Consider the following 23,267-nt stretch of genomic DNA (forward strand, 5'->3'; position numbering starts at 1 on the left):
GGCAAGCGGACAAAAAAGCCTTATTCGTCTTCGGCAGCCTGGCCCAGCTCTTCCAGTGCCAGTGCCAGATTTGCCATTTCGACTGCAACGCGGGCTGCATCAGCACCCTTGATGGCCATGCGCACTTCAGCCTGCTCATCGTTTTCCGTGGTGAGAACGGCATTGGCAATCGGAATACCGGTGTCCAGACCAACGCGGGTAATTCCTGCGCCGGATTCATTGGATACCAGCTCGAAATGGTAGGTTTCACCCCGAATGACGGCACCGAGCGCAATCAAGGCGTCAAATTGATCGGTCTCCGCCATCTTTTGCAACGCCAGAGGAATCTCCAGCGCGCCCGGCACGCTCACATGAAGGATATCTTCATCGTGTACACCAAGATGCTTGAGCTCTGCCAGACAGGCTGCCAGCAAGCCGTGGCAGACATCCTCATTGAACCGGGCCTGTACGATACCGATGCGCAAGCCTTCGCCAGTGAAATCCGATTCATATGTTCCTATTGTCATGGCTTTTCCTTATACGCAAACCTGCGCTTTTAATGAGAGTAATTCAGTGTAACGCGTGCAGCAGCGCACGCGCATTATTGAGCTGTTTTCAGCTAATTCAGCTTTATGTATCGCTGTAGTGCCGCAAAATACGCGGCTATCCCTGCGTCGGCATTAATGCATCTGGCTTGGCGCGATATCCGGTAACCTCAAGATTGAAGCCCGCCATCGATGGCATCTTGCGGGGACTTGCCAACAACTGCATCTTGCAGACGCGCAAATCCTTCAGAATCTGCGAGCCAATACCATAGGTGCGCAGATCCAACCGTTCAGCGCGACTTGGCTTGGGCGTCGGCGCGCTATCTAGCGCGGCAAATTGAGCAAACAGCTGCTCTGACGATTCTTCACAGTTGAGCAGCACCAGCACGCCGCTGGGTGCGGCCTTGATGGCGGCCATTGCCGCAGCAATATTCCACGAGTGGGTAGTCGCCTGGGATTCCAGCAAGTCCATGATCGAGACCGGCTGATGCACTCGCACCAGAGTTTCTTCCCCTGGCTTGATCTCGCCATGTACCAGCGCCAGATGGGCGCCACCGCTTGGCTTGTCGCGGTAGGCGATGGCCTTGAAAACACCGTGTACGGTCTGCATTTCACGCTCGGCTACGCGTTCGATGATGCTTTCATGCTGATTGCGATAGTGGATGAGATCGGCAATAGTACCGATCTTGAGCTTGTGCTCGGCGGCAAACTCGAGCAAATCTGGCAGACGTGCCATGGTGCCATCATCCTTGAGGATCTCGCAAATGACGGCAGCGGGTGTCAGCCCCGCCATTTGTGTCAGATCACAACCTGCCTCGGTATGTCCGGCACGCATGAGCACACCACCCTTACGCGCACGCAGCGGGAAGATATGTCCAGGCTGAACAATGTCGGCAGCACTGGCGCCAGGTGCAGCAGCGACCTGAATGGTGCGTGCACGATCGGCCGCCGAAATGCCTGTGGTAACACCTTCAGCGGCTTCGATCGAAACCGTGAAGTTGGTACCAAATTGGGTACCATTGCGACTCGACATCATCGGCAAGTCAAGCTGGTCACAGTGCTCTTCGGTCAAGGTCAGACAGACCAGGCCACGGGCATGCTTGACCATGAAGTTAATGGCCTCTGGCGTGACAAAATCGGTAGCCAGTACCAGATCACCTTCATTTTCCCGATCTTCTTCGTCGACTAGGATCACCATGCGGCCAGCCCGCAGTTCGGCGACGATTTCTTCTGTTGTTGCGATAGACATAGCGAGTTCCTTGTTCAGGCCCGTATTTTAAAGGATTTGCGCACTATTATTGATGGCTTGTTGGCTCTCGGACGTCGCAAACGCTGCCGCTTCAATCCTGCACAGCCGCAATGTGTTGCATGCGCAACAATGCTTCACGCAACAATTCTGGATCACCCAACGCCAGTCGTTTGGAATCCGACAGCGTCTGACGGAAAGCCCGCGCACCAGGCAACCCGGCCATCAGCCCCAACATGTGACGAGTAATGCTATTGAGACGCAATCCCTTGCCATCATTGCCATGCAAGGCCAGTTGAGTGCACGCATAGGAGACCATGGCATCAATCACGTCTTCGCGTGTCGGGCGCAGTCCATCTGAGAGCGCACCATAATAGCGCACATCAAAATCCGCCATGAGGAAGGGGTTATGGTAGGCCTCTCGACCGAGCATGACGCCGTCCACATGCTGTAAATGCCGGTCGATCTCCGCCGCTGTTTTAATGCCGCCGTTAATCAGGATTTCCATCTGTGGAAAATCACGCTTGAGACGATAAGCGTAGTCATACTTGAGAGGCGGAATTTCGCGATTTTCCTTGGGACTCAGGCCTTTGAGAACGGCATTGCGTGCATGCACGATAAAGGTCTCGCATCCGGCCTCTGCAATAATGCCAACGAAGTCACGCACGAAGTCGTAAGAGTCGACATCATCGATCCCGATCCGATGTTTGACGGTGACATCAATGGAGACCGCATCGCGCATGGCTTTGACACAATCCGCCACCAAACCTGGCTCCGCCATCAGACAGGCACCAAACGCCCCCTTTTGCACCCTTTCAGACGGACAACCACAGTTCAGATTGATCTCGTCATAGCCCCACTGCTGGCCCAGTTTGGCGCTTTTCGCTAACTCTTCCGGCTCACTTCCACCCAATTGCAAGGCAACAGGATGCTCTTCCTGATTGAAATCCAGATGGCGCGCAACATCGCCATACAACAGGGCACCGGTCGTCACCATTTCGGTATACAGCCAGGAATGACGAGTAATCTGGCGATGGAACAGCCGACAATGACGGTCTGTCCAGTCCATCATGGGGGCCACGCTAATTGTTCTCGGTCCGTACGACATAATTTTTCAAAAGAAGCAGCACTGCATTGGGTAAGATCATTGCCAGTGTCGACAAACCAGCACTGACTGAAACAAGCGTACGCGCAGACGGCGCCCAAATAGAAAACCCGCAACGTTTTCACGCTGCGGGTTGGTGTCTCCTCTATCCTCTGTGAGATAGGATTTTTATACTACGGAGTTGATTTTGCACCACAAACCAGCAATAGTCATTTCGCAGTGCACAATATGGGTGCTTTCTGCAAACGCGCAGCGAGATTCAAGAAAACAGCAGGTGTTTCAGTTTAAGAGCCCAGGAGCTAAGCCGCTGTGGCGGCCTGTGCAGCGATAGCGAACTTGAAACGAATGAACAAAAAAAAGCCCGCTCACCAGAAGGTTGCGGGCTTAAATCCAATTCTTTAGGAGGAAATTGGAGGAGACAGGAGTAACTATATCGCAGCGCACCATAAGCGTCTGCTTTATTTTGCTGATATCAGATATTCACAACACAGATATCAGCACCTCCCGTCCTCAGCCTTCGCGCGATGCCTTCTTGCGCTCATGTTCCTTCAGGAAACGCTTACGCAAACGAATGCTCTTCGGTGTCACTTCCACCAGTTCGTCGTCATCAATGAATTCAACGGCATACTCCAGCGACATTTCGATCGGTGGCACCAGGCGAACCGCTTCATCGGTACCCGATGAACGCACGTTGGTCAATTGCTTGCCCTTGATCGGGTTGACGACCAGATCGTTGTCACGCGAGTGAATACCGATGATCATGCCTTCATAGACAGGGTCATTGTGGCTGACGAACATACGGCCGCGATCTTGCAGTTTCCAGATCGCATAGGCAACGGCAGCGCCGTCATCTTGCGAAATCAGCACGCCATTGCGACGACCACCCAGTTCACCCTTACTGTTGTCGACCGGCGCGTATTCGTCAAACACGTGGCTCATCAGGCCGGTACCACGTGTCAGCGTCATGAATTCACCCTGGAAGCCGATCAGGCCACGCGCAGGAATACGATATTCCAGACGCACACGCCCCTTGCCGTCCGGTTCCATGTTTTGCAGATCGCCGCGACGACGACCCAGCTCTTCCATCACACCACCCTGGCTGGTTTCTTCCACATCCACGGTCAGATTTTCGTATGGCTCATGACGGACACCATCCACCATCTTGAACACCACGCGCGGACGCGAAACAGCCAGCTCGTAGCCTTCACGACGCATGTTTTCGATCAGAATGGTCAGATGCAATTCGCCGCGACCCGACACTTCGTAGGTCGAGTCGTCATTTTCTGCCTGCACCACGCGCAGCGCCATGTTGGACTTCAGTTCGCGATCCAGACGGTCACGAATCTGACGGGTGGTCACGAATTTGCCTTCGCGGCCAGCCAGTGGTGAGCTGTTGACCATGAAATTCATGGTCAGGGTTGGTTCGTCGATCTTGAGCATCGGCAAGCCTTCTGGCGCATCCGGCGCACAGATGGTGGAACCGATGCTGATTTCTTCGATACCGTTGATCAGCACGATGTCACCAGCCAGCGCTTCATCAACCTGAACACGATCCAGACCGCGGAAAGTCAGAACCTGGTTAATACGAGCCTTGGTTGGCTTGTCTTCAGGACCGTTCATCCAGACCACATCTTGCAATGCCTTGACGCGACCACGCAGGATACGGCCAACGCCGATCTTGCCGACGTAGGAAGAGTATTCCAGCGACGTGATTTGCAGTTGCAATGGACCATCTGGATCATCTTCGCGCGCTGGAACGTGTTCCAGGATGGCGTCGAACAGTGGCTCCATGTTGCCCGAACGAACGCTGTCTTCCAGGCCGGCATAACCCTTGAAACCGGACGCGTAGACGATCGGGAAATCAAGTTGCTCGTCAGTTGCACCGAGCTTGTCGAACAGCTCAAAAGTAGCGTTGACGGCCTTTTGCGGATCGGCATTTTCACGGTCGATCTTGTTGACCACGACGATTGGCTTCAAACCCAGGGCCAGTGCCTTACGGGTGACGAAACGGGTCTGCGGCATCGGACCTTCTTGCGCATCAACCAGTAACAGCACGCTGTCAACCATCGACAGCACGCGCTCAACCTCACCACCGAAGTCGGCGTGGCCTGGGGTATCGACGATATTGATGTGGGTACCCTTGTATTCCACAGCACAGTTCTTCGACAGAATGGTAATGCCACGCTCTTTTTCGATATCGTTGGAGTCCATCACCCGCGCATCAACCTGTTGGTTGTCGCGGAAGGTACCGGACTGACGGAGCAATTGGTCGACCAGCGTAGTTTTCCCGTGGTCAACGTGGGCAATGATGGCGATGTTACGAATAGCGCGTTTATTGTTTGACATGATTGATTTGAGTTGGTCTGCCGAATCCTGGAAGGCGCGCATTATAACATGTTGCGACGCACGAATTTAAAAAAGCCTATTAATTTCAACGAGTTGCTGACCGTTTCCTGCACGCTGGCTGGTCTCGCAACAAACACGCTAGTTCGACAATGTCGAAATCAGCCGTTCCGGCGCCAGTATGCCGAATTCCTGTAGTAATCCTGTGCCAAGTAGGCGTCCGTTACTTTCCTGATATACCCGCGCGCGCCCGATCTGCTGTGGCAGCGCGACGCCTTCTTTACTCAATGCCAGTCGCTGCCCATGCAGGAAACGCTCGGTCAATGCATCGCTGAGCAGCACCGCCGGAAAACTCATCAGCAGGCCATCAACCGGCAATAAAGCCTGCGACCGCTGTGCATCCTCTAATGCAATAAACTGCTCCAGTGTGACACTGCCATTGAGTTCCAGAGGGCCAACGCTGGTGCGGCGCAACTGCTGCAAATGGGCGCCACAACCGAGGGCGGCTCCAATATCTTCACCCAGCACGCGAATATAGGTGCCTTTGCTGCAGAGCACGCGAATACGCAGCAAGGGTGCCTGGTAGTCGATCAATTCCAGACGATGAATCGTCACCCGGCGCGCTTCGCGTTCGAGCGTAATACCTGCACGTGCGTATTCGTAGAGCGGCTTACCATCACGCTTGAGCGCCGAGTGCATCGGTGGAACCTGCGAAATTTCACCGCGAAAACCTTGTAGCACCTGCTCAATCTGAGCCAACGACACGCTCACTTCACGTGTATCGAGCACCTCGCCTTCGGTGTCGCCAGTATTAGTCACGATACCGAGATGGACCACCGCCTCATAGGTTTTGTCTGCTTCCAGCAAATCCTGGGAAAACTTGGTCGCCTCACCAAAGCACAACGGCAACAGGCCGGTAGCAAAAGGATCGAGCGTGCCAGTGTGTCCCGCCTTCTGGGCGTTGAGCAAACGCTTAGCCTTGATCAACGCATCGTTGCTGGTCCAGCCGACCGGCTTGTCCAGCAGCAGCACGCCATGCACAGACACGCGCGGAACACGGACCGGCCGCACAGTCGCAGCAGACACGTCAGAAGAGATTGAAGAGGCAGATGGCGCCATGGAATGTGGGTCCGGATAGTACTGAATTGAGGTGGCCGTGCACACACTCAGGCAAGGCACACGACGAACGCTACAAACTGAGAAACTCAGTCTTCGTCCGCATCCTTGGCGCGGGTTGCATTGGCCTCGTCGATCAGGCGTGACATCTCGATACCGCGAACCGTCGAGTTGTCGTGCACAAAATGCAGATCTGGCAAGGTATGAATGGTCAGGCGGCGTCCCAGCTGACCTCGCAGGAACCCGGATGCCTTCGACAAGCCAACCAGCGTATCGGCAATGGCCTGCTTGTCATCCTTCAAGGTCGTAAAAAAGACTTTTGCATGTGCATAGTCAGGTGTCACTTGCACTTCGGTGATCGTGATCATCCCCACGCGCGGATCTTTCAACTCGAACGCGATCAATTCCGATAAATCACGCTGGATCTGATCGGCGACGCGCAAGCCGCGCCCGGGAATGGATTTGCTATGTTTTGCCATGCTGGGAAACTTACCTCGCCGTTCCGTCAAACCTGAACACAAACGGCATTGAACTACATTTTTTTAATCAAAACTGAAATGAAACCGGGCGGATGCCTGCGAGGTTTGCCGCAGACGCCCGCCCTTTTTGTCTTCGACAAGCCCGGACCGCTTGGTCCAGGCTGTCAGATGCGATTACAGTGTACGCGCGATTTCCTGAACTTCGAAGATCTCAAGTTGGTCGCCTTCCTGGATATCGTTGTAGTTCTTCAACGACAGACCGCATTCGAAGCCAGACTTGACTTCCTTGACGTCATCCTTGAAGCGCTTGAGCGAATCCAGTTCGCCTGTCCACAACACAACGTTGTTGCGCAGCAAACGTACCGACGAACCACGCTTGACCAGGCCTTCGAGCACGTAGCAACCAGCGATCGAACCAACCTTACTGACGTGGAATACCTGACGAATCTCAACCAGACCCAGGGCCTGTTCGCGTTTCTCTGGCGCCAGCATGCCGGACATCGCGGCCTTCACCTCGTCTACCGCATCATAAATGATGTTGTAGTAACGGATATCAACACCACTGGATTCAGCCAGCTTGCGTGCAGACGCGTCTGCGCGGGTGTTGAAGCCGATGATGACCGCCTTCGATGCCACTGCCAGGTTGACGTCGTTTTCGCTGATACCACCCACCGCCGCGTGCACAACCTGCACACGCACTTCGGAGTTCGACAGCTTCTGCAACGATTGCACCAGTGCTTCCTGCGAACCTTGCACGTCGGTCTTGATGATCATTGGCAAGTTTTTGACTTCGCCTTCGGCCATCTGCTCGAACATGTTTTCCAGCTTGGCAGCCTGTTGCTTGGCCAGCTTGACGTCACGGAACTTGCCTTGACGGAACAGACCAATTTCACGCGCCTTGCGCTCGTCACTCATGACCAGTACTTCTTCGCCTGCACTCGGTACTTCGGTGAGACCCTGAATTTCAACAGGAATCGATGGACCAGCTTCAGTGATACTCTTGCCGCTCTCGTCGAGCATCGCACGCACACGACCATAAGCCGAACCAGCCAGCACCACATCTCCACGCTTGAGCGTACCGGACTGCACCAGAATTGTCGCCACCGGACCACGGCCCTTGTCGAGCTTGGCTTCGATTACCAGGCCCTTGGCAGGCACATCAATCGCTGCGGTCAGTTCCAGCACTTCCGCTTGCAGCAGAACATTTTCCAGCAAGGTATCAACACCCTCACCAGTCTTTGCCGAGACTGGGATAAATGGCGATTCGCCACCGTACTCTTCTGGAACAACACCTTCAGCGACGAGTTCCTGCTTCACGCGATCCAGATTGGCGCCCTGCTTGTCAATCTTGTTGATTGCCACCACCAGCGGTACGCCACCAGCCTTGGCGTGGGCGATCGCCTCCTTGGTTTGCGGCATCACGCCGTCGTCCGCTGCAACGACCAGAATCACGATGTCAGTTGCCTTGGCACCACGGGCACGCATTGCAGTAAACGCTTCGTGACCAGGGGTATCGAGGAAAGTAATCATGCCACGCGGCGTTTCTACGTGGTAAGCACCAATGTGCTGAGTAATTCCGCCAGCTTCACCGGAAGCCACCTTGGTACGACGAATGTAGTCCAGCAGCGAGGTCTTACCGTGGTCAACGTGACCCATGACGGTAACAACCGGCGCGCGCGGCAACAATTCTGCATCCGCGTGTTCGACACCCTCTTCCAGCAATGCTTCAGGATCATCCAGTTTGGCGGCATGAGCGCGATGACCCATTTCTTCCACCACGATCATGGCGGTTTCCTGATCCAGCACCTGATTGATGGTGACCATTTGTCCCAGCTTCATCAAATGCTTGATGACTTCTGAGGCCTTGACCGACATCTTGTGCGCGATTTCTGCCACGGTAATCGTTTCTGGCACGTGCACATCCTTGATGATGGCTTCGGTTGGTGCCTGGAAATTACTTTCGTGATCATCGTGGTGCGAATTACGACGTCCCTTGGGACCTGCACGCCAACCATCACGGCCACCAGCACTGGTGTTGCCACGGGTCTTCATGCCACCGCCACGCTTCTTGGCTGCATCATCCTGCCATGTCGAGGACACATTGGCCGACTTGATCGACTTCTTGTCGACCGCTGCCGGCGCTTTCTTGTCGTCCTTTTTCTCGCCTGGCTTCTTGTCTGCCGGCTTGTGCAAAGTACCTTCAGAAGTCTTCGCTGGCGCTGGTGCAGGTGCAGGCTCAGGTGCCTTGATGACGCGGCGCGGCGCGTTCATCATGGCCTTGATCTGCGCCACTTCATCTTCGACCGCCTTACGTGCGCGCTCTGCGGCAGCAGCACGATCGCTGGCTTCCTTAGCAACCAAAGCCGCCTTTTTCTTGGCTTCTTCCGCTGCGGCACGTTTCTTTTCTTCCTCGGCAGCATCTTCGGCAGACTGGGCTGCAACCGGTGCTACGACAGGAGTACCTTCGACGGTGCCAGTACGCGCTTTTTCTTTCTCAAGCGCCTTGGCAGCAGTTTGACGCGCCTCTTCCTCGGCAGCCTTTTTGGCTTCCTGAGCAGCGCGTTGAGCCTCTTCCTCAGCAGCCTTGGCCTGAGCAATTTTTTCCGCTTCCAGCTGCGCCAGACGCTCTTGCTTCTCGCGCAATTCAGCTTCCTGACGCGCAATCAATTCGGCCTGACTACGCGCTTCTTCAGCACGACGCTCGACTTCTGCAGCATCGATCGGAGCTGGTGCAAGCGCATCGGATTTGCCCGATGACTCTTCAGCACCTGCTTCGTCGCGCTTGATGAAAGTACGCTTCTTGCGTACTTCCACCTGAATCGTACGGGATTTTCCCGACGAATCAGCTTGCTTGATTTCGGTTGTTTCCTTGCGTGTCAGCGTGATTTTCTTTTTTTCGCCTTCTGGTGCTGCACCACGTACGCGACGCAGATGCTCCAGCAGACGGTCCTTGTCTTCTTTTGACAAAGGATCGGACTCGGAGCTTTTTTGCACTCCGGCAGATCGCAGCTGGGTCAGTAGCAAGTCCGCCGGCATTTTCAGCTCGGTGGCAAATTGGGCTACGTTGTTACTTGCCATTCAGTCCTCTTTTCTATGTGGCTCGGCAGATGATGTGGGGTCCAGGAATCAAGCTCATTGCTTGGCTTCCGCGAGACTCCATGCTTTGGCTTGCAATGCCTTGGCACGCTCGTCGTATTTCGCATCGATGAGCTTCATTTCATCGTCGGTCACATCTTCAAATTCACTCTCAATCAGTTGGCGCGCACGATCAGCCGACAAGGCCAGAATGGCACCAAACTCGTCATACGCCAGTGCAGCAAACGCTGGCACTGTCTTGATCCCGGCCAGACCGAGCTTGCCGGCGATGACGCGATCCATACCTTCAAAATTGATCAGGCTTTCGTCCATACCCTCGAGGCCTTCTTCTGAAGCAATCGCTTCAGTGACCAGCGCATCACGGGCACGGTTACGCAACTCGTTGACGGTATCTTCGTCAAACGACTCGATTTCGAGCATTTCATTGATCGGGACGTAGGCTATTTCTTCCAGGCTGGCGAAACCTTCTTCGACCAAAATGTCAGCTACTTCCTGATCGACATCAAGCTTTTCCATGAACAACAGACGAATCGCTGCAGTTTCCTGCGCCGATTTGTCGGCCGACTCTTCGGCCGTCATGATATTGATCTGCCAGTTGGTCAGCTCGGAGGCCAGACGCACGTTCTGACCGCCACGACCAATGGCGATCGCCAGGTTTTCTTCATCAACGACCACATCCATGGCGTGCTTTTCTTCATCGACCATGATGGAGGTGACGTTGGCAGGTGCCAGTGCGCCGATCACGAATTGCGCCGGATCTTCCGACCACAACACGATATCGACGCGCTCGCCGCCCAACTCTCCAGTCACTGCCTGTACGCGTGAACCACGCATGCCGACGCAGGTACCAATCGGGTCAATACGCTTGTCGCTGGTGTAGACTGCAATTTTTGCGCGTACACCTGGATCACGTGCAGCCGACTTGATTTCCAGTGAGCCTTGTTCAATTTCCGGCACTTCCAGCTCGAACAGCTTCATGATGAACTCAGGCGCTGTACGCGACAAAATTACTTGTGGACCACGTGCGTTGCGATCAATGCGCAGAATATAGGCACGCACACGATCGCCAATCCGCAGATTTTCCTTAGGAATAGTCTGATCGCGCGGCAAACGTGCTTCGATCTTGCCGGATTCAACAATCGCATCACCGCGCTCCATGCGCTTGATGGTCCCGGTTACCAGTGAATCGCCACGCTCCAGGAAGTCCGCCAGGATCTGCTCACGCTCGGCATCACGGATCCGTTGCAAGACAACTTGCTTGGTATCCTGCGCAAAACGGCGACCAAACTCGACCGATTCGATGGGCTCTTCGATGTATTCATCGACGGCGATATCTGGAATCTGCTCCTTGGCTTCGAAATGCAGTACTTCCTGATCAGGCAATTGCAAGCCCGCTTCGTCGGGCACGACGTGCCAGCGGCGGAAGGATTCAAACTCGCCGCTTTCACGATCGATAGATACGCGAATATCGACTTCACCTTCATAGCGCTTCTTGGTTGCCTGCGCGAGCGCATGCTCCAGAGCACCGAAGACGACTTCCTTATCGACATTTTTTTCGCGCGCCAGCGCATCGACCAACAATAAAACTTCGCGACTCATGCTTTGCGACTCCTAAAATCCACTTTCGGCACCAGGCGTGCCTTATCCACATCGGCGAGTGTAAAATCCAACACTGCAGCCGACCCATCGTTTGCTTCAAATTCCAGTTTCAAGATCTCGCCTTCGGGAGCCCGCAAAATACCTTGGAAGGATTTACGATTAGCCGCCCCTGGCATCGGCATACGCAGCTTGACAATCGCCTCCTGATCTGCAAAGCGCACATAATCGGTGAGCTTTTTCAGAGGACGATCCAGGCCCGGCGACGACACTTCGAGCCGCTCGTAATCCACGTTTTCCACCGTGAACACATGCAACAGCTGATGCGTCACCTTCTCGCAATCCTCGACTGTGATCGGGCCCTTGTCAGCATGCTCAAACGGGAAATCGATAAACACGCGCACCAAACCACGCGCCGCTTTCTCGAAGTCGACCAGTTCGTACTCCATCCCGGACAAGGTAGTTTCAATCAGATCCAGCAATTGCAAGGAAATTCTCCGCACTTTCGACGCGAGCACGTCGTTTTGTTCAGCAAAAAAAAAATGGGCATCCGCCCATCTTTCTTATCGTTTATTTAATACAAGCGTGGCCTCGATTTTCCGTGACCAACTTCGATAACTTGCGCATTATAACTGATTACGGTATGCGCAGCAATTCAAGATTGCCGGGCATACCATAATTTTTGCCACATTTCATTAAAGAAATGCCAAAACAATCAATTACTTATCCACGGCGACGACGTGGTAACCCACCAAAACCGGCACCTTGTCCGGGGTTAGCAAACCCATTGCGCTGCGGGCGATTTTGGCGGCGCTGACCAGCATCCGGGAAACCCAGTGCCGTTTGCAACGGATCAGGCTGACGACTCTTGCCCGGCTGACGACCACCGCCACCCTGCCCCTGACCTTGACGTGAACCCTGTCCTTGCCCCTGACCTTGACCCCGCCCCTGACCTTGCCACTGATCGCGACGCGGTCCATTCGACTGCATCGGATTAGCATTGGCATTGCTGCGCGGCTGACCATTGCCGCGCGGAGCTGGCTTACCTTTGCCGGAGGAGTCTGGCGTCGCCTGCTTTTCCAGGCCACAGGCCGTCAACAAATCACGTACGGCATTTTCCTCCATCTCTTCCCAGCGACCACGCTTGAGACCCTGTGGCAAGGTGAATGCACCATAACGAGTACGAATCAGGCGCGACACAGTCAATCCGATGGCCTCAAACATCCGGCGCACTTCGCGATTCCGACCTTCACCAATCGTCACGCGGTACCATTTGTTGACACCCTCGCCACCGCCATCGGCGATCTTGGAAAATTGCGCCATACCATCATCGAGCTCAACGCCATGCAACAACTTTTGCCGCATACCTTCTTCGAGCTCCCCGAGGGTACGAACAGCATATTCACGCTCAATGTTGTAACGCGGATGCATCAGACGATTGGCCAGGTCTCCCGACGTTGTAAACAACAGCAGACCTTCAGTATTGAAATCGAGACGCCCAACAGCCAGCCATTTCGCAGCACGCATTGTGGGCAATCGATCAAACACAGAAGCGCGTCCTTCTGGATCGTTGTGGCTCACAATTTCACCCGCTGGCTTGTGGTAGACCAGCACACGCGGCGGCTTCTTGCTGACCTTGCGCTGCAACAACTTTCCATTGATACGCACCTGATCGGTCGGCAGAATACGCTGCCCAATATGCGCAGGTTCACCATTGACAGAGACCCGACCCGCAACGATCAGCTCTTCCATGTCACGACGCGAACCCAGACCAGAGTCGGCCAAGATTTTGTGCAACTTGGGCGCATCATCTTCCGATGTCAGGTCACGCCGACCATTCTTACCGCGCATTTGATGGCCACGCGCACCACCGCGTGCGCCATCTTCCTTGTCATAGGCTTCCGAGGTGACGAACGAAAACACGTCATCACCGGCATCCTGTGCGCGCAAACCTAATTGGGGCGCCTTTGGCTTGCCACCCTTGGCAAACTGTTTCTTGCCCTTCTGCTGCCGCTGACGATCCTGCCCATCGCGACGCGCCGCCTGGTCTGCTACCGGAATCGGTGCTGCGGCATCGCTCGCACCATCGAGCTCAGCCGGAGCAGCACCCTGATGCGACGGCACACTGCCTTCGGCAGCGCGCTGCGCCGCACGATTGTTACGCAATGCACGCGGTCCGCGCACACCACGACGCGCCGGCTTGGAGCGCTGTGCGTTATCACTGGGCGCATCCAACAATACCGGTGCGGCAGTGACTGCCTCACCAATGGTCACAATTACCTTGGGCATATCGATTGCTGCAACCGGCGCCGGATCCGATGCAATCAATTCTTCGGACTTGACCTTGCGGGTGCGCGGAGCGCGCTTAACCGGCGCCTCCGAGGTCGCAACTGCTTCAAACTCAGGCGCATCAGTCGCAGTAACAACAGACACCGAAGGCGCCACGTCCACTGCGGCAGACTTAGCCTTGACGGTACGCGGCGCCCTTGGCTTAACAACCTTTACCGGCGCAGCTTCAAGCTCGGCGGAAACAGGCTCTGCCGAGGTTGCTTCAGTCGCCACTTTTTTGGTGCGCTTACGAACTGGTTTCACCGCAGCAACATCGGCTTGGTCAGCCACGCCGGCGAGATCGCCAGACTGCGTGTCATTGGAACTAGATGGTTTCATTGTTTGAATCTTGGTTGTTCAGACCAGACGCGATGTCATCTGCATGACCGGTGGCGAGGTCCTTGGTGTGAATTAATTCCGTAGAAGCAGGGGTTTCGACCTGCACTGGTTCCGTTTTGGCGACGTTGGAGATAACTTCTTCCACGTCGTTCTCAATATTTTCATCAACTACTTCCTGGCTGACACTTTCGGCCAGCAATACTGACTCAGCAACAACATCAGATGGAGCAACTTCTTCAAGCAGGCTTGCCTGCATTTCCGCCTCCAGTGCCTGCAACTCCAGCAGAGCACCCGGACTGGCGACATCCTTGGTCACGGCCTGCAGCGGCGGCAATTGATCCAGCGATGTCAAACCAAGATCATCAAGAAAACGTTTGGTAGTGGCGAACAAGGCTGGCCGCCCAGGTACATCACGTTGACCAATAACCTCAATCCAGCTACGATCTTCCAGTAACTTGACCGTCTGCGTACTGACTGTGACACCGCGAATTTCCTCGATATCACCGCGCGTAACAGGTTGCCTGTAAGCAATGATTGCCAAGGTTTCCAGTGTGGCGCGCGTGTATTTGGGCGGCTTCTCCGGGTTTAGCCGATCCAGATAGACCTTCATTTCTGGTCGACTCTGAAAGCGCCAACCAGTCGACAGGCTGACCACTTCAATCCCTTTGTCAGCCCAGTCTTCTCGCAACTGCGCCAACATCTGACGAATGACATCGGCGGTGATCTCGCTTTCGGCACCTTCTTCGGAAGCGTAGAGTTTTTTCAAATCGTTGATTGACAATGGCTCGTGAGCACACAGCAATGCTGTTTCGAGGACTTTCTTGGCCTCAATAGTATTCATGTACGACTCTTGTGCGACTTGTTTAACAAAAGCTTAGAGGCTTAACCACTACGAAGCCGGCTGCACGGATTGAGTTACAACACAGCACCAGCAGTGCTAACAGGCACTTGATCTGAAAATGCTTTGATGCTGTTGATGCAGCTTCCCGGCGCTCGTTTGTAGGAGGTTGAAGATGAGCGGGAAAATAAGGCTTGGCTGCGAAGGAAGAATCTTGCGTTCCCAGATTCGCGCACCATTTCAACTTTTGACCTTGAGAGTGGCCCTCGCCATTTCGGGAGCGCCACAAGCAAAATGCAAAATGTACTGCGCAGAGTGTAGCACAAAGCCTTCTTTGTTTGTCGTTCCGTTGCGCGCTTCACACAGAATTTAAACCGGATCGCGCAAAGCCTGCACTTGATTGCGTGCATCGCCCGACGCCCCCGCCTCCAGAGCAAGACGACGCGTGAACTCCTCTACCGAGACGGGCTTGCCCAGTAAATAGCCTTGTACATGATCACAACCGTTGTGCAATAAATAATTATATTGCTCCTGATCCTCAACCCCCTCCGCAATGACGCGCAGATTAAGAATATGCCCAAGTGAGATGACTGCCTTGACAATGGCAGCGCTATCATTGTCACGCGCAATATCTCGGACAAATGACTTGTCAATCTTCAAAGCATCCACGGGAAAGCGTCGCAAGTAGCTCAAACTAGAATACCCAGTACCAAAATCGTCAACCGATATCTGGACGCCAAGTCGTTTCAGCGCATTGAGCGTGGCGACAGTCTTGCCGGCATCCTTCATGACCACGTTCTCAGTAATTTCCAGCTCCAGCCAAGAAGGAGACAGACCACTTTCACTCAAGACCTGACTGACCAGCTCGGGCAAATTACGATCAAGCTGGCGCGGCGACAAATTGACGGCGACGCACATCGGCGGCAATCCGGCCTTCTGCCAGGCCTTGTTTTGACTACAGGCGGTACGCAAAACCCACTCACCAATAGGCGCAATGAGTCCGGTTTCCTCTGCCAGCGGAATAAAGCGATCCGGAGCAATCATTCCCTGGGATGGCGTATTCCAGCGAATCAGCGCTTCAGCACCAATCAGGCGTCCATCGGCCATACTGATCTTAGGCTGATAGTAGAGAGAAAACTCTTCGCGCTCGACCGCACGCCGCAAACTCACCAGCAAATCCAGTCGCTTGCTCGCCTGCACATCCATCCAGCCTGCAAAAAACTGGAAATTGTTACGCCCTAGCTCCTTGGCGCGGTACATCGCCGCATCCGCATTCTTGAGCAAGGTTTCCACGTCGTCGCCATCTGTCGGACAGCGACTGACGCCAATGCTGCAGGTAATATGAAATTCCCGATCCCCGTTAGCCCAAGGCTGTGCCACCGTGACCAGAATGCGCTGCAGCACCTCGGAAATACGGCTTTCATCGGCCTGGTTCTGCAACACCAGAACGAACTCATCACCACCTTGGCGGGCCACCATGTCAGTGTCACGCACACAGGAGACCAGACGCCGGGCGATGGTTTTCAATAAGTCATCGCCGACCAGATGACCAAGACTGTCGTTGATGAATTTGAACTGATCAAGATCAACAAAGGCCACCGCCATCATGGCCCCAGAGCGGCCCTGTTCGCGGTTCTGCAGCGCACGTCGCAAATGCTTGTGCAACATGCTGCGATTGGGCAAACCGGTCAACGCATCGTGGTTGGCTTGATGACGTATCTCGGCTTCATATAACTTGCGCTCGGTGATTGCCTCGACGGTTCCCTCGTAAAATAAAAGCGTCCCAGCGTCGTCGCGTACCGTACGAGCATTTTCAGAAATCCAGATAATCTGACCATCACGTCGATACACACGCGACTCAAAATTCGAGACACTACCGACTTCCGCCATCGTCCGCATGAATTCTGCACGGCGCTCAGGATCGACATAGAGTTGATGCTCGATGTCGCGCAGCCCAATGATCAACTCCTGTGGCGACGCATAGCCATAAATTCTTGCCAGTGCGGGATTGACGGCAATATAGCGGCCATCGGCAGTGGACTGGAACACACCTTCAATCGCATTTTCAAAAATGCTTCGATAGCGCCGTTCCGCTTCCAGCAATGCCTGATCCGACTCTTTACGCGAGGTCACATCCTGCACATAGGCCTCAACCCACTGAAGCTTACCATCCGCACCGGCAATCCCGACCCCTCGCCCCCAGACCCAACGCACCTGCCCATCCGCGCGCAGTATCCGATATTCAAGCTCAAAACGATGGCCGGCCGCAACGCTACTCCTGATGACATCATTTACCCTGGCAAGGTCGTCGGCATGGATGATGCGGGCGTAGGAGATGCGTCGATTGAATAACAGCGCCTGCGGCTCATAACCAGTCAATGCAGAACATCCTTCACTGACAAACTCCATCGTCCAATCATCATCAAGCCGGCCGCGATAGACCATGCCATCAAGATTGGATAGCAATGTTTCAAGCAGGCGTGGCGGCCTGGCAATGGAAGAAATGACAGCTGAGTGGTTCGATGACATTGAACAGGCGAGGGCTTTCATTACCGATGACAAGAATATTGCTACGTGGAATTATCAATATGGCAAATAGCGTTGCAATCATCGTCAGCGGCATTGCTATTCCGCACTATGTCGAACGATGAGAAAGCCTATCATTAGCAATAACGGTGCCACCCCGTGCATTTCGTTCTGTCCGCGCAAGCTCCTTGCCCGGACAACTCCAGATAACCATGACAAATACAAAATACTAAAGACAAAGCTGCTGTTTTTTATTCAACATCAACGCACATGCCGAAGTAGAATCGCAACACCCTGACTAACGATAATGAGGATGCGGTGATGTGGGCTACTCGATACCTGGTTTTCTGGATGATGGCATTGTTGACATTGGTTCTGGCAACGCTTGCCGCAGCCGGTCAGATGAGCTGGTGGTGCGGCATGATCCCGCTGCTGCTGACCACTCTCGGCATTCGCGACATCCTGCAGAGGCGGCACGCCGTACTGCGCAATTATCCCTTGATCGGGCATTTCCGCTTCATGCTGGAAGCTATTCGGCCTGAGCTGCGTCAATATTTCTTTGAGGGCGAGAATGATGGCGCACCATTCACTCGCAAAAAACGCAGCGTAGTGTACCAACGCGCAAAGGGCGATGTGGATAGCCGCCCTTTTGGTACTGAACTGGATGTAAAAATAGCTGGCTATGAATGGATCGGACATTCGCTGGCACCTACACGACTTGCCAATCACGACTTCCGCATCACGGTGGGCGCTGACCGCGCGCAGCCTTATGCGATGTCGGTCTTCAATGTATCTGCGATGAGTTTTGGCGCGTTGTCCGCAAACGCCATTCGCGCATTGAATCAGGGAGCCAGGAAGGGGAATTTCGCACACGATACCGGCGAGGGCTCCATCTCTTCCTACCACCGCGAATTCGGAGGAGACCTGGTATGGCAAATTGCTTCTGGATATTTTGGCTGCCGCCATCCTGATGGCAGCTTTGATCCCGAAAAATTTGCGACGCAAGCCAAAGCACCGCAAGTAAAAATGATTGAAGTAAAACTTTCCCAGGGCGCGAAACCGGGCCACGGCGGCGTCCTGCCTGCCGCAAAAATCACCCCTGAGATTGCCGCGACACGCGGTATTTCTATGGGGACCGATTGCATTTCACCAGCAGTACATTCCTCGTTTTCAACACCGATAGGATTGCTGGAATTCATTGACCGCCTGCGCAATCTCTCAGGCGGAAAACCAACCGGCATCAAATTATGTGTAGGCCACCCATGGGAGTTCTTCGGTATTGCCAAAGCCATTCTGGAAACAGGCATCGTCCCTGACTTCATTACAGTTGATGGCGCCGAGGGTGGTACCGGTGCAGCGCCACTGGAGTTCACGGATCATGTTGGCATGCCACTGCAGGAGGGCTTGCTCATGGTGCACAACACACTGACCGGCATCGGTGTCCGGGATCGTGTGAAAATCGGTGCCAGCGGCAAAATCATTACGGCATTTGATGTTGCTCGTACGCTGGCACTGGGTGCCGACTGGTGCAATTCGGCGCGTGGCTTCATGTTCGCACTTGGCTGTATTCAATCCCAAAGTTGCCACACTGATCGCTGCCCAACTGGCGTAGCAACACAGAATCCCACCCGCGCTCGTGCCCTTGTGGTCCCAGACAAAGCAGAACGCGTGTATCGATTCCATCAGAGCACACTTCATGCGCTGCAGGAACTGGTGCAGGCAGCCGGCTTGCCGCACACATCGGCATTGAGGCCTTTCCATATCGTCCACCGCATCAATGATCATCAGGTGCAGTTATTGTCGGATATGCTGGACTATCTCAAACCCGGAGACCTGTTGAATGGAAATTACCGCTATCCGGTCTACGAAAAATATTGGCCTGTAGCACGGGCAGACTCCTTTCATCCCGAGCTCAACGGCACTAGTCACTGAACATTCGCAATTCCCCTGCTGCAATAAAAAAAGCCCGCGGATGATGACAGCGGGCTTTTTAATATTTACGACACACGCGAGCGCACCAAAAATGTGCAAAACTGACGCTACTTGCGCCTCATGAAGAAAATGAACTCATGATCTTCCTGCGACTGCGACAACAAATCGTTTCCGGTCTGTTTGGCGAACGCCTGGAAATCACGCACCGAACCAGTATCCGTTGCCGTCACACGCAACACCTGCCCACTTACCATATCGGCCAACGCCTTCTTGGTTTTCAATATCGGCAGCGGACAGTTCAGTCCACGCGCATCCAATTCTCTGTCAAATTCAATAACCATACCGCTGATCAACGCTTCCTAGTGAGCACGAGAGAATTCTACTCCAACATGAACCGTGTTGGTGCGTCGCAACATACTCTGTTGTATTTCGCGCACTACTGTTGTGCGGGAGTAATTAACGGAGTGAAAGATCCGGCGAACTCGACAAACTGGACAGGCAAATTCTGTCGCCTCATCCAGTCTGCCACCGCATAACCTGTTCCTGCCGGCCAAGGCCGTAAATCGGGCGGTTCCACCAGACGATATTCAAGCAACTCTGGAGACAGCCGAATGCTACCCGTTGCCTTTACATGATAGGCGATAATCAGCTCATTCTTGCGCATGAATTCATACACGCCAATCAGGTTGATTTCAGATGCTTCCAGATTGGTTTCTTCACGAATCTCACGCGCAATACCCTGTTCAGGTGTCTCATCGCGCTCCATGAAGCCGGTAATCAACGCAAACCGCCCTTCCGCCCAGGCGGCATTGCGGGCGAGCAGCATCTTGCCGTCGATTTCTACTAATGCTGCCAGTACCGGCAAGGGATTATCCCAATGGGTCCAATGCCCATCAGGACAAGCCAGCCGGAACTTGCGCGCATCATCATCGTCCGCCCGCAGCACCAGATTGGCGGCACAAACAGGACAGAACTTGAACTCGCTCACGTCGAATGCCTCAAGCCTTGCTGCCGACCCAGCCAACAACGCCTTGCAACGCTTGCGGCAAGCCGCTTGGATCGGTACCGCCGGCTTGCGCCATATCAGCACGACCACCACCCTTGCCACCAACCTGCTGGGCCACAAAATTGACCAGCTCACCAGCCTTGACCTTAGCGGTTGCATCCGCTGTTACACCGGCAATCAGGCTAACCTTGCCATCCTTGACCGAGGCCAGCACGATGGCGGCAGTTTTCAGCTTATCCTTGAGTTTGTCCATAGTCTCACGCAAGGTAGCAACGTCAGCACCTTCCAGGGTCGCAGCCAGCACCTTGATACCGTTCACATCCACGGCCTGAGATACCAGCTCATCGCCTTGGCTGGACGCCAGCTTCGACTTCAGCGAAGACAATTCTTTTTCCAGCGCCTTCACATAATCCTGCACCTGCACAATACGCTGGGTCAATTCTTCGGGTTGTGCCTTGAGCGCTGCGGCCGCTTCGTTGACACGGTTGCTCAGCGCCTGCACCAGCGCCAGAGCGCCTTCACCGGTCACTGCCTCAACCCGGCGAATACCAGCAGCCACGCCACCTTCGGCGACAATCTTGAACAGACCGATATCCCCCGTACGGGATACGTGCGTACCACCGCACAGCTCACGTGACGAACCAATCGACAGAACACGGACTTCATCCCCGTATTTTTCGCCAAACAATGCCATCGCACCTGCACTGACGGCATCATCAAAGCCCATGACCTTGGCTTCAGTTGCAGCATTGGCAAGAATTTCACGATTGACGATCTCTTCCACGCGACGAATTTCTTCAGCACTTACCGGTGCGTTGTGGCTAAAGTCGAAACGGGTCTTGTCGGCATCGACCAACGAGCCCTTTTGTGCAACATGACTACCCAATACTTCGCGCAACGCCTTGTGCATCAAGTGCGTAGCAGAGTGATTGCGCATGGTACGTGCGCGCTGCTCAGAGTTGACCTGCGCCGAGATGCTATCGCCCACAGCCAAAGAGCCCTTGACCAGGGTGCCATGATGACCGAACACATCCGGTTGAATCTTGTGTGTATCAGCGACCGCAAAAGTCACGCCTGCCGACTCCAGCAAACCGGCATCACCAGCCTGACCACCAGACTCCGCGTAAAAAGGTGTGGTATCGAGAACCACGATGGCATCCTGTCCGGCATTGATCTTGTTGACGGCACTGCCTTCAACATACAGCGCAACGACTTTAGCTTGCTCAGTGAGTGCGTCGTAACCAACGAAACGTGTCTTGTCGCCGCTGTACTCAATGGCCGTTGCCATCTTGAATTTACCTGCCGCACGCGCCGTTGTTTTTTGGCGTTCCATGGCAGTAGCGAAACCTGCCTCATCCAGTTCGACATTGCGCTCACGGCAGATGTCTGCAGTCAGGTCGAGCGGGAAGCCGTAGGTGTCATACAGAGTAAAGGCGGTTTCGCCGTCCAGCTTACTGGCGTTCTTGGCCAAGGCGGCCTCAAGAATCTTCATGCCGTGCTCCAGCGTTTCGCCGAAGCGCTCTTCTTCTTGCTTGAGCACCTGCTCAACACGCGCTGCAGCTTCAGGCAACTCTGGATAGGCAGCACCCATTTCAGCGACCAGATCTTTAACCAGCTTGTAGAAGAATGGCTGCGTTTGTCCCAACTTGTGGCCATGACGCAATGCGCGACGAATAATACGACGCAAGACATAACCACGACCTTCATTGCCAGGGATCACGCCGTCGACGATCAGGAACGAGGTCGCACGAATGTGGTCCGCGATGACCTTGAGCGAATTATTGGTCAGATCACTGATGTTGGTTTCTCGAGCGGAGGCCTTGATCAGACGCTGGAACAGGTCAATTTCGTAATTGCTATGAACATGTTGCAGAATCGCGGCCAGACGCTCCAGTCCCATCCCGGTGTCGACGCACGGTGCCGGCAGCGGGGTTAGTGTTGCCTCGCCTGTGGCCGGGTCAATTTGCCGGTCGAACTGCATGAACACGTTGTTCCAGATCTCGATATAGCGATCACCGTCAGCTTCCGGGCTTCCTGGAGGACCACCCCAGACATCCGGACCGTGGTCATAGAAAATTTCAGAGCAGGGACCGCAAGGGCCGGTGTCGGCCATTTGCCAGAAATTGTCAGAGGCGTACGGTGCACCCTTGTTATCGCCAATACGAACGACCCGTTCTTTAGGCAAACCGATTTCGTTGACCCAGATGTCATAGGCTTCATCGTCGGTTTCATAGACGGTAGCCCACAGTTTGTCGGCAGGCAATCCATACACCTTGGTCAGCAGTTCCCATGCCCATTTGAGCGAATCACGCTTGAAATAGTCTCCAAACGACCAATTCCCGAGCATTTCAAAAAAGGTATGGTGACGCGCGGTATAACCAACGTTTTCCAGGTCGTTGTGCTTGCCGCCAGCGCGCAGACAGCGCTGTACAGACGTTGCACGCACGTAGTTGCGCTTGTCAGTACCAAGAAACACGTCCTTGAACTGCACCATGCCTGAATTGGTGAACAACAAAGTGGGATCGTTGCCCGGTACCAGACTGGAGGAACGGACGACGGTGTGTCCCTTGGATTCGAAGAATTTCAGAAACTTATCGCGGATTTCGGCTGAGTTCATGTTCAAGGACTATAAAGAAAGCGGTGCAAAAAAGGTTGCGAACCGTTGATTATACGTGAGAAGCCGCTTCACAATCACGCTCTGCGCCGGGCTTCAAGCGGCTGAGCAGGCGCAAGCATAAAAAAACCCGTTCGGATTGCTCCCAACGGGTTTTGGTCTGTTGCACCTGCTGCAAT

Annotated in this window: 16 protein-coding genes; 1 reads left to right on the forward strand and 15 read right to left on the reverse strand. The window is 54.3% G+C overall.

Annotated elements, in window-relative coordinates:
* Positions 1 to 20: 20 nt before the first annotated feature.
* The 12 genes from ribH to FHW66_RS16880 form a co-directional block, all read right to left on the reverse strand.
* Entirely contained in the window at positions 21 to 506 is a 486-nt protein-coding gene (gene ribH, locus FHW66_RS16825) for a 6,7-dimethyl-8-ribityllumazine synthase (RefSeq protein WP_183380978.1), read from the reverse strand.
* 136 nt (positions 507 to 642) lie between these two features.
* On the reverse strand, positions 643 to 1,773 hold the full coding sequence (ribBA, locus tag FHW66_RS16830) for a bifunctional 3,4-dihydroxy-2-butanone-4-phosphate synthase/GTP cyclohydrolase II (RefSeq protein ID WP_183380979.1): 1,131 nt from the start codon (positions 1,771 to 1,773) through the stop codon (positions 643 to 645).
* 91 nt (positions 1,774 to 1,864) lie between these two features.
* Complete coding sequence (dusA, locus tag FHW66_RS16835) at positions 1,865 to 2,878, reverse strand: tRNA dihydrouridine(20/20a) synthase DusA (protein ID WP_183380980.1); 1,014 nt, start codon at positions 2,876 to 2,878, stop codon at positions 1,865 to 1,867.
* 507 nt (positions 2,879 to 3,385) lie between these two features.
* Positions 3,386 to 5,221: a translational GTPase TypA gene (gene typA, locus FHW66_RS16840; protein WP_183380981.1), complete on the reverse strand. Its 1,836-nt coding sequence runs from the start codon at positions 5,219 to 5,221 to the stop codon at positions 3,386 to 3,388.
* Between the two features lie 138 nt (positions 5,222 to 5,359).
* Positions 5,360 to 6,337, reverse strand: a complete 978-nt coding sequence (gene truB, locus FHW66_RS16845; protein WP_183380982.1) for a tRNA pseudouridine(55) synthase TruB — start codon at positions 6,335 to 6,337, stop codon at positions 5,360 to 5,362.
* 86 nt (positions 6,338 to 6,423) lie between these two features.
* Positions 6,424 to 6,813, reverse strand: coding sequence for a 30S ribosome-binding factor RbfA (gene rbfA / locus FHW66_RS16850; protein WP_183380983.1), 390 nt, complete (start codon positions 6,811 to 6,813; stop codon positions 6,424 to 6,426).
* A 174-nt stretch (positions 6,814 to 6,987) separates the two neighbouring features.
* Positions 6,988 to 9,891, reverse strand: coding sequence for a translation initiation factor IF-2 (infB, locus tag FHW66_RS16855; RefSeq protein WP_183380984.1), 2,904 nt, complete (start codon positions 9,889 to 9,891; stop codon positions 6,988 to 6,990).
* Positions 9,892 to 9,945: 54 nt separating this feature from the next.
* A complete protein-coding gene (gene nusA, locus FHW66_RS16860; RefSeq protein WP_183380985.1) occupies positions 9,946 to 11,508 on the reverse strand; it encodes a transcription termination factor NusA in 1,563 nt (520 codons plus the stop codon).
* Positions 11,505 to 11,993 (reverse strand): ribosome maturation factor RimP, encoded by a 489-nt coding sequence (rimP, locus tag FHW66_RS16865; RefSeq protein WP_183380986.1) that lies wholly within the window; start codon positions 11,991 to 11,993, stop codon positions 11,505 to 11,507. Before rimP ends, nusA begins: the two co-directional genes overlap by 4 nt.
* A gap of 235 nt (positions 11,994 to 12,228) precedes the next feature.
* The gene (rluB, locus tag FHW66_RS16870; RefSeq protein ID WP_183380987.1) at positions 12,229 to 14,172 is read right to left on the reverse strand and encodes a 23S rRNA pseudouridine(2605) synthase RluB; all 1,944 of its coding nucleotides are present in this window, start codon (positions 14,170 to 14,172) and stop codon (positions 12,229 to 12,231) included.
* Positions 14,159 to 15,013: an SMC-Scp complex subunit ScpB gene (gene scpB / locus FHW66_RS16875; protein ID WP_183380988.1), complete on the reverse strand. Its 855-nt coding sequence runs from the start codon at positions 15,011 to 15,013 to the stop codon at positions 14,159 to 14,161. Before scpB ends, rluB begins: the two co-directional genes overlap by 14 nt.
* 366 nt (positions 15,014 to 15,379) lie before the next feature.
* Complete coding sequence (locus tag FHW66_RS16880; protein WP_255459031.1) at positions 15,380 to 17,539, reverse strand: bifunctional diguanylate cyclase/phosphodiesterase; 2,160 nt, start codon at positions 17,537 to 17,539, stop codon at positions 15,380 to 15,382.
* A 318-nt stretch (positions 17,540 to 17,857) separates the two neighbouring features.
* On the opposite strand from FHW66_RS16880, the gene FHW66_RS16885 reads away from it, so the two are divergent.
* Positions 17,858 to 19,468: an FMN-binding glutamate synthase family protein gene (locus tag FHW66_RS16885; RefSeq protein ID WP_183380990.1), complete on the forward strand. Its 1,611-nt coding sequence runs from the start codon at positions 17,858 to 17,860 to the stop codon at positions 19,466 to 19,468.
* A gap of 107 nt (positions 19,469 to 19,575) precedes the next feature.
* Here FHW66_RS16885 and FHW66_RS16890 read toward each other — a convergent pair whose 3' ends face one another.
* The 3 genes from FHW66_RS16890 to alaS all read right to left on the reverse strand — a co-directional run bounded on the left by FHW66_RS16890 (position 19,576) and on the right by alaS (position 23,091).
* Positions 19,576 to 19,809, reverse strand: coding sequence for a sulfurtransferase TusA family protein (locus tag FHW66_RS16890; RefSeq protein ID WP_183380991.1), 234 nt, complete (start codon positions 19,807 to 19,809; stop codon positions 19,576 to 19,578).
* 95 nt (positions 19,810 to 19,904) lie between these two features.
* Positions 19,905 to 20,456 (reverse strand): NUDIX domain-containing protein, encoded by a 552-nt coding sequence (locus FHW66_RS16895; RefSeq protein ID WP_183380992.1) that lies wholly within the window; start codon positions 20,454 to 20,456, stop codon positions 19,905 to 19,907.
* Positions 20,457 to 20,466: 10 nt separating this feature from the next.
* Positions 20,467 to 23,091, reverse strand: coding sequence for an alanine--tRNA ligase (gene alaS, locus FHW66_RS16900; RefSeq protein ID WP_183380993.1), 2,625 nt, complete (start codon positions 23,089 to 23,091; stop codon positions 20,467 to 20,469).
* Positions 23,092 to 23,267 lie beyond the last annotated feature (176 nt).

The sequence above is a fragment of the Herbaspirillum sp. Sphag64 genome (assembly GCF_014192645.1).
Classification (GTDB): domain Bacteria; phylum Pseudomonadota; class Gammaproteobacteria; order Burkholderiales; family Burkholderiaceae_D; genus Herbaspirillum.

Excerpts from the sequence above, each read along its gene's own strand:
- ribH (WP_183380978.1), bottom strand. The coding sequence starts at position 506 with ATGACAATAGGAACATATGAATCGGATTTCACTGGCGAAGGCTTGCGC.
- ribBA (WP_183380979.1), bottom strand. The coding sequence starts at position 1,773 with ATGTCTATCGCAACAACAGAAGAAATCGTCGCCGAACTGCGGGCTGGC.
- dusA (WP_183380980.1), bottom strand. The coding sequence starts at position 2,878 with ATGTCGTACGGACCGAGAACAATTAGCGTGGCCCCCATGATGGACTGG.
- typA (WP_183380981.1), bottom strand. The coding sequence starts at position 5,221 with ATGTCAAACAATAAACGCGCTATTCGTAACATCGCCATCATTGCCCAC.
- truB (WP_183380982.1), bottom strand. The coding sequence starts at position 6,337 with ATGGCGCCATCTGCCTCTTCAATCTCTTCTGACGTGTCTGCTGCGACT.
- rbfA (WP_183380983.1), bottom strand. The coding sequence starts at position 6,813 with ATGGCAAAACATAGCAAATCCATTCCCGGGCGCGGCTTGCGCGTCGCC.
- infB (WP_183380984.1), bottom strand. The coding sequence starts at position 9,891 with ATGGCAAGTAACAACGTAGCCCAATTTGCCACCGAGCTGAAAATGCCG.
- nusA (WP_183380985.1), bottom strand. The coding sequence starts at position 11,508 with ATGAGTCGCGAAGTTTTATTGTTGGTCGATGCGCTGGCGCGCGAAAAA.
- rluB (WP_183380987.1), bottom strand. The coding sequence starts at position 14,172 with ATGAAACCATCTAGTTCCAATGACACGCAGTCTGGCGATCTCGCCGGC.
- scpB (WP_183380988.1), bottom strand. The coding sequence starts at position 15,013 with ATGAATACTATTGAGGCCAAGAAAGTCCTCGAAACAGCATTGCTGTGT.
- FHW66_RS16880 (WP_255459031.1), bottom strand. The coding sequence starts at position 17,539 with ATGTCATCGAACCACTCAGCTGTCATTTCTTCCATTGCCAGGCCGCCA.
- FHW66_RS16885 (WP_183380990.1), top strand. The coding sequence starts at position 17,858 with ATGTGGGCTACTCGATACCTGGTTTTCTGGATGATGGCATTGTTGACA.
- FHW66_RS16890 (WP_183380991.1), bottom strand. The coding sequence starts at position 19,809 with ATGGTTATTGAATTTGACAGAGAATTGGATGCGCGTGGACTGAACTGT.
- alaS (WP_183380993.1), bottom strand. The coding sequence starts at position 23,091 with ATGAACTCAGCCGAAATCCGCGATAAGTTTCTGAAATTCTTCGAATCC.